Origin of the sequence: Belnapia moabensis DSM 16746 (genome assembly GCF_000745835.1) — a bacterium.
Classification (GTDB): domain Bacteria; phylum Pseudomonadota; class Alphaproteobacteria; order Acetobacterales; family Acetobacteraceae; genus Belnapia; species Belnapia moabensis.
In genome coordinates, this window is record NZ_JQKB01000057.1 from 26,762 (window position 1) to 32,935 (window position 6,174).

Annotated in this window: 7 protein-coding genes and 2 pseudogenes; 2 read left to right on the plus strand and 7 right to left on the minus strand. The window is 71.3% G+C overall.

The window, feature by feature from the left end:
- Window positions 1-40: 40 nt before the first annotated feature.
- The 7 genes and pseudogenes from EP26_RS35170 to metW form a co-directional block, all read right to left on the minus strand.
- Window positions 41-187, minus strand: a complete 147-nt coding sequence (locus EP26_RS35170) for a hypothetical protein (protein ID WP_157033698.1) — start codon at window positions 185-187, stop codon at window positions 41-43.
- 58 nt (window positions 188-245) lie between these two features.
- A complete protein-coding gene (locus EP26_RS37650) occupies window positions 246-1,022 on the minus strand; it encodes a nucleoside transporter C-terminal domain-containing protein (protein ID WP_245624485.1) in 777 nt (258 codons plus the stop codon).
- Between the two features lie 280 nt (window positions 1,023-1,302).
- Window positions 1,303-1,491 (minus strand): annotated as a pseudogene (locus EP26_RS37655) (Na+ dependent nucleoside transporter N-terminal domain-containing protein); the annotation flags it as partial.
- Complete coding sequence (locus EP26_RS23110; protein ID WP_245624486.1) at window positions 1,488-2,498, minus strand: DNA recombination protein RmuC; 1,011 nt, start codon at window positions 2,496-2,498, stop codon at window positions 1,488-1,490. The gene EP26_RS23110 and the pseudogene EP26_RS37655, both read right to left, overlap by 4 nt.
- A 54-nt stretch (window positions 2,499-2,552) precedes the next feature.
- Window positions 2,553-3,161 (minus strand): carbonic anhydrase, encoded by a 609-nt coding sequence (locus EP26_RS23115; protein WP_043342195.1) that lies wholly within the window; start codon window positions 3,159-3,161, stop codon window positions 2,553-2,555.
- Window positions 3,162-3,230: 69 nt separating this feature from the next.
- Entirely contained in the window at window positions 3,231-4,808 is a 1,578-nt protein-coding gene (gene purH, locus EP26_RS23120; protein ID WP_043342196.1) for a bifunctional phosphoribosylaminoimidazolecarboxamide formyltransferase/IMP cyclohydrolase, read from the minus strand.
- Window positions 4,809-4,877: 69 nt separating this feature from the next.
- A complete protein-coding gene (metW, locus tag EP26_RS23125) occupies window positions 4,878-5,477 on the minus strand; it encodes a methionine biosynthesis protein MetW (protein WP_043342203.1) in 600 nt (199 codons plus the stop codon).
- A 158-nt stretch (window positions 5,478-5,635) separates the two neighbouring features.
- Here metW and EP26_RS23130 point away from each other — a divergent pair, with 158 nt between their 5' ends.
- On the plus strand, window positions 5,636-5,863 hold the full coding sequence (locus EP26_RS23130) for a hypothetical protein (RefSeq protein WP_043342197.1): 228 nt from the start codon (window positions 5,636-5,638) through the stop codon (window positions 5,861-5,863).
- 58 nt (window positions 5,864-5,921) lie between these two features.
- Window positions 5,922-6,174: pseudogene (locus tag EP26_RS23135) on the plus strand (IS110 family transposase); the annotation flags it as partial.

The window sequence follows — 6,174 nt, forward strand, 5'->3', positions numbered from 1 at the left end:
TGATTCCGAAAGCCGCTCAACACGCGGCCAAGCAGCAACTTCAAGGCATGGTGCGCGGCGCGGTCGTCTGCGGCGTCGGCGCGATGCGGCCGTTCTGGTCGGGCGTCGCCACCCCGTCGGTCCGGCGCGGCGCTTCGGCGCAGGCGGCGAGCAGGGCGAGCAGCAGCAGCGGGGCGGCAAGGCGCATGATCCGTCTCCAAGGCGGTTGCAACAGAGGCAGAAACCCCGTCGCCCCCCGAAGTTGCTCAGGGTGCCGTCAGCACCCCGACCGTCGCGCCCGCCATGCAGCAGGCGATGCTCGCCGCCACCAGGGCCTTCAGGCCAAGCTGCAGGATATCGGCCCGGCGCTCCGGGCACATCGCGGCCATCCCCGTCACCATGATCCCGACCGAGGCGAAATTCGTGAAGCCGCAAAGCGCGTAGGTGAGGATGACGCGCGATCGCTCGGCAAGCCCCGCCCCGCCGCTGGCGGCGAGCTGGAGGTAGCTGACGAACTCGTTCACCACCACCTTCACGCCGAGGCTGGCGCCCACCGTCGCGCATTCGCCGGCCGGGATGCCCATGGCGAAGGCGAGCGGCCAGAAGGCGACGCCTGCGATGCCCTCCAGCGTCCAGCCTGTCAGCGGCTGGAGGATGCCGTTCGTCAGCGCCACCAGCGCGACGAAGACGATGAGCGAAGCCATGATGCCGAGCAGCAGCTGCAACCCATCCGCCGTGCCACGCACCAGCGCGTCCATGGTGCTGTCATGGAGGCGGGGCGCCTCCCTTTCCGGCGCGGATGCCGCCATCGCCTCGCGTTCCGGCAGCATCAGCAGCGCGGCAAGGATGGCGCCCGGCGCCGAGACCAGGCTCGCCGTCAGCAGCTGCCCGGCCGCATCCGGCACCACAGGGGCGATCATCGTCGCATAGACCACCAGCATGTTGCCGCTGATCGTGGCGAAGCCGGCGACCATGACGACGAAGAGTTCCGCCTGCGTCAGCCGCCCGAGCCAGGGGCGGATCAGCAGCGGCGCCTCCACCATGCCGACGAAGACATTCGCCGCGACCGAGAGGTTGCAGGCCCCGGAGAGGCCGAAGAGCCAGCCGAGGCCGCGCCAGCCCCTTCACCACCAGCGGCATGACGCGCCAGTGGTAGAGCACGGCGGAGAGCGCGCCGACCAACAGAACCAGCGGCAGCGCCTGGAAGAACAGGATGAAGCTGCCGCCCGGCACCGTCTCGGCATAGGGCAGCGGCCCGCCGCCGAGATAGCCGAAGACCAGAGTCGTGCCCGCCCGCGTCGCTCGCGCCAGCGCCTCCACCGCATCGCCCACCAGGGCGAAGGCAGCGCGCAGCGGCGGCAGGTGCAGCAGCGCCGCGGCAACAAGCGTCTGGCCGAGCAGCCCGGCGACTACGACGCGCGGGCGCACGCCATGCCGGCAGCCGCCCAGTACCCAGGCCAGTAGGCAGAGCGCCGGCAGGCCGGCGAGGGACTGCAGTTGCAGCGTGCTCATTCGGCGGCCCGTGCCGTGCGCGGCGTGTCCATCTCCACCGCCTCGATCCGGGCGGCCGTCGCCAGGATCTTCTGCGCGGTGATGCCGATCTGGTCCATGTCCGCCTGCGCCTCGCCGAAATGCCGCTTGAGATTGGCGACGCGCCGGTCGAGCCGCCCCGTCTCCTCCGCCAGCCGGGCGACCTCCAGCCGGAGGTGTTGCGCCTCCGCCCGCAGCCGCACATCGCGCATCAGCGCCCGCATGGCGCCGAGCACGGCCCAGAGCGTCCCCGGCGAGACCAGGTAGACGCCGCGCCGCGCCGCCTCCTGCACCAGCCCGCCATGCAGCGCGTGGAGGTCGGCATGGAGGGCCTCGGAAGGGAGGAAGATCAGCGCGCCCTCGGCCGTCTCGCCGGGGCGGATGTACTTGGTCGCCACGTCGTCCACATGGCGACGGATATCGGAGGCCAGCCGCCGCGTCGCATGCACCCTGGCCGCGTCGTCCATGGCCGTCCGCAGCGCCTGCCAGGCCTCGAGCGGGAATTTGCTGTCGATGGCGATGGGCCCGGGCGGGAAGGGCAGGCGGATCAGCGCGTCGCAGCGCGTGCCGTTGGAGAGCGGGTGCTGCCAGGCCCAGCCCTCGGCCGGCAGCCGGTCGGCCAGCATGTCGCGCAGTTGCACCTCACCGAAGGCCCCGCGTGCCTGCTTGTTGCCGAGGATGCCGGCAAGCGTCGTCACCTGCCCGCCCAGCGCCTCGATATTGGCCCGCGCGGCGTCGATGACGGCGAGGCGCTCATGGATGCGGCGGGCGCTCTCCTGCGTCCGGTCGGCGCTGTCGGCGAGGCTGCGGGCCAGGCGCTCGTTCTGCTGAGCGACGGCCTGGTCGAGCCGATCGGACAGCGCCTCCATCCGGTCGGCGAGCAGCGCTACGCCCTCCCCGCCGCCGCGCGGGCGGAAGGCGAGCACCAGCAGCCCGCCGGCGAGCGCGGCCACGACAGGCACCAGCAAGGGCAGCAGCCAGTCCGGCACGCAGAGCACTCCCCCGATTCGCAAGGGGCGAGTCTTGCATGGTTCGTGCCGGGATCAGGAGGCCGGGTGGAATTCTCCGTTCTCGCCGAGCAGCATCAGCCGTCCCGTCGCCACGCCGAAATGCGCGCCATGCAGCGTCAGCCGGCCGGCCTGCACCGCCTCGACCACCCAGGGAAAGGTCATCAGGTTGGCGAGCGAGATGCGCACCGCCTCATGCTCGCCCTCGGTCTGCTGCTCGGCCGGGTCGCAGCGCAGCACCCGCTCCCGCGCCTCGGCGGCGATGCTGATCCAGCCGACGACGAAGTCCTGCGCCTCGGGCGGAGCGCCGTGCAGCAGGGCCGCGACGCCGCCGCAGAGGGCATGGCCGAGCACCAGCACCCGTTCCACCTTCAGCACGCGCACGGCGAATTCCAGCGCCGCGCTGGTGCCGTGGAAGGCGGCGTCCGGCATGTAGGGCGGCACGAGGTTGGCCACGTTGCGGACGACGAAAAGCTCCCCAGGCGCCGCCGAGAAGATCATCTGCGGGTCGACCCGGCTGTCGGAGCAGGCGATCACCAGCGTCTTCGGGCTCTGGCCGCGCTCGGCCAGCTCCTCGAACCGCGCTTTCTGCTGCGGCCAGGTCTCCTCACGGAAGCGGCGGTAGCCGTCGATCAGGCGTTGCATGGGGCTCCTGCTGCGCTGCGGTGATGCCTCGTCCGATGTGTTCCGAACGGGGCCGGAATCAAGCCCGGCTCAGTGACGGAAGTGCCGCATGCCGGTGAAGACCATGGCGAGCCCCGCCGCATCGGCCGCCGCGATCACCTCGTTGTCGCGCATCGAGCCGCCGGGCTGGATCACCGCCGTGGCGCCGGCCGCCGCCGCCGTCTCCAGCCCGTCGGCGAAGGGGAAGAAGGCGTCCGAGGCGACGACGCTCCCCTTGGCCAGCGGCTCCGGCAGGCTGGCGGCCTTGGCGGCCGCCTCCGACTTCCAGGCGGCGATGCGGCTGCTCTCCACCCGGTTCATCTGCCCCGCGCCGATGCCGACCGTCGCCAGGCCCTTGGCATAGACGATGGCGTTCGACTTCACATGCTTGCAGACGCGGAAGGCGAAGAGCAGATCGGCCATCTCCTGCTCGGTCGGCGCCCGCTTGGTCACCACCTTCAGCTCCGCCGCCTCGACGCGCCCGGCATCGCGCGACTGCGCCAGGAAGCCGCCGGAGACACTCTTGAAGACCCGCCCCGGCGCCGCCGGGTCGGGCACACCGCCGGTCAGCAGCAGGCGGAGGTTCTTCTTGCGGGCGAAGACGGCCTTGGCGGCCTCATCGGCATCCGGGGCGACGACGACCTCGGTGAAGATGGCGGCGATCCGCTCGGCCGCCGCTGCGTCCAGCACTCGGTTCGCCGCGACGATGCCGCCGAAGGCCGAGACCGGGTCGCAAAGGAGCGCCCGGTCCCAGGCCGAGGCCAGGTCCTCGTCCACCGCGACGCCGCAGGGATTGGCGTGCTTGACGATGACGATCGCCGGCCGCTCGAACTCGGCGACGCATTCGAAGGCGGCGTCGGTGTCGTTCAGGTTGTTGTAGGACAGCTCCTTGCCCTGCACCTGCCGCGCCGTGGCGATGCCCGGCCGGTCGCTGCCATCGGTGTAGAAGGCCGCCTGCTGGTGCGGGTTCTCGCCATAGCGCAGCCCCTGCCGCAGCACGCCGGCGAAGGTGAGGCGGGGCGGGAAGGCCTCGCCGAGCTGCCCGGCGAACCAGCCGGAGATGGCGGCGTCATAGGCCGCCGTCCGGGCATAGGCCGCGGCGGCCAGCCGGCGGCGGGTCGCCAGGCGCGTGCCGCCCTCGGCGGCCATCTCGGCCTGGACCTCGGCGAACTGGGCGGGTTCGGTCAGCACCACGACATGGGCGTGGTTCTTGGCGGCGCTGCGGATCATCGCCGGGCCGCCGATGTCGATGTTCTCGATGCAATCCTCGAAGCTGGCGCCGCCGGCGACCGTCGCCTCGAAGGGGTAGAGGTTGACCGCGACGAGGTCGATCGGCGCGATGCCGTGCTCGGCCATCTGCGCCTCATGCTCCGGCAGATCGCGCCGGCCGAGCAGCCCGCCATGCACCTGCGGCACCAGCGTCTTCACCCGGCCATCCAGGATCTCGGGGAAGCCGGTATGCTCGGAGACGTCCTTCACCGGGATGCTGGCCTCACGCAGTGCCCGCGCGGTGCCGCCGGTCGAGAGGATCTCCACACCCTGCCCGGCCAGGAACCGGCCGAATTCGAGCAGCCCGGTCTTGTCGGAGACGGAGATCAGGGCACGGCGGACGGGGACGAGATCGGTCATGGATGGCGCTCCGCGGGTCGCGGCGGGGCATAGACCCGGGGGCGGCGCGGGGCAACCTTGGGAGCCGGCTCAGCCTCGCCGCAGGAGGAACAGCGCCTGCTCGCCGAACAGGTTGGCCAGCCGCGGCGAGCGCTTCCAGGGCGCCTTCAGCCCGCGTTCATCCACCGCCAGCCATTGCTCGACCACATAGCCTTCGAGGGCGCAAAGGTCGAAGAAGTCCTGGATCGTGCAGGGGTGGATGTTCGGCGTCTCGTACCAGGCGCGGTGCCAGGTCTCGGTCATCGGCATCCGCCCGGTGGCGAGCACCTGCCAGCGCACCAGCCAGTGGCCGAAATTGGGGAAGCTGACGATCGCTCGCCGGCCGATGCGCAGCATCTGCCGCAGCACCTCGCGCGGCCGCTCCACCGCCTGCAAGGTGCGGGAGAGCACCACATAGTCGAAGGCCCCGTCCGGGTAGGAGGCGAGGTCGTGGTCGGCATCGCCATGGATCACGGCCAGGCCAGCCGCCACCGCCCGCGTCGCCTCGGCCATGTCGATCTCGATGCCACGGGCATCGGCGCCCTTCTCGGCGGTGAGATAGGCGAGCAGCGCCCCGTCGCCGCAGCCGATATCGAGGACGCGCGTGCCCGGCGCGATCATCTCGGCGATCAGCCGGAGATCGAGGCGCATGTTCTTGGCGACGTAGCGGATCGGGTAGGGGGCTTCGGGCATGGCTCCTTGCGATAGACCCAAGGCCACCCCGCCGCAACGCTTCCTTCACCATTCCCATGCTCAGCTCGGGGCCCTCTCCATCGAGAGGCAAGGAACGCAAGCATGACCCGGCCCCTATGCCGGCCCTGAGGGATGCCCTGGCCCGGCTGCTCCACCCCGGCCAGCATAGCCGCTTCGCCGGCCTGCTGCGGCCGGCGGCCGACCGCCTGCCTGGCCGGCCGGCCGAGCAGGAGGCCACCGGCCTCGCGCCGCTGCCGGAGGCGCCGCCGGATACCCGGAAACCCGCCGAGAGCCTCGCCCTGTCGCGCATCGCCTGGGCCGAGCGGCTCTGGGAGATGGCGTAATCGGTCTGGAGGCGGGCAACCTCTCCGGACTGCTCCACTCACCCGAAAGGCTTCCAGGATGAACCAGCACTATGTTGGCCTCGACGTCTCTCTGGACCAGACGAGCCTGTGCGTCCTCGACGGCGCTGGCCAGGTTGTCTGCGAGACGAAAGTAGACACCGATCCGGCCGCGATCGCAGCCTGCCTTTGTCGGGCAGGTGTTTCCGTCGCACGGCTCGGCCTGGAGGCGGGCCCGCTCTCGCAGTGGCTCTACGCCGGGCTGGTGGCCTCAGGCCTGCCTGCGATCTGCATCGAGACACGCCATACCAAGG

Bases quoted from the DNA above. Each gene is read 5' to 3' on its own strand.
- EP26_RS37650 (WP_245624485.1), bottom strand. From the start codon at position 1,022: ATGGTGGAGGCGCCGCTGCTGATCCGCCCCTGGCTCGGGCGGCTGACG.
- EP26_RS35170 (WP_157033698.1), bottom strand. From the start codon at position 187: ATGCGCCTTGCCGCCCCGCTGCTGCTGCTCGCCCTGCTCGCCGCCTGC.
- metW (WP_043342203.1), bottom strand. From the start codon at position 5,477: ATGCGCCTCGATCTCCGGCTGATCGCCGAGATGATCGCGCCGGGCACG.
- purH (WP_043342196.1), bottom strand. From the start codon at position 4,808: ATGACCGATCTCGTCCCCGTCCGCCGTGCCCTGATCTCCGTCTCCGAC.
- EP26_RS23115 (WP_043342195.1), bottom strand. From the start codon at position 3,161: ATGCAACGCCTGATCGACGGCTACCGCCGCTTCCGTGAGGAGACCTGG.
- EP26_RS23130 (WP_043342197.1), top strand. From the start codon at position 5,636: ATGCCGGCCCTGAGGGATGCCCTGGCCCGGCTGCTCCACCCCGGCCAG.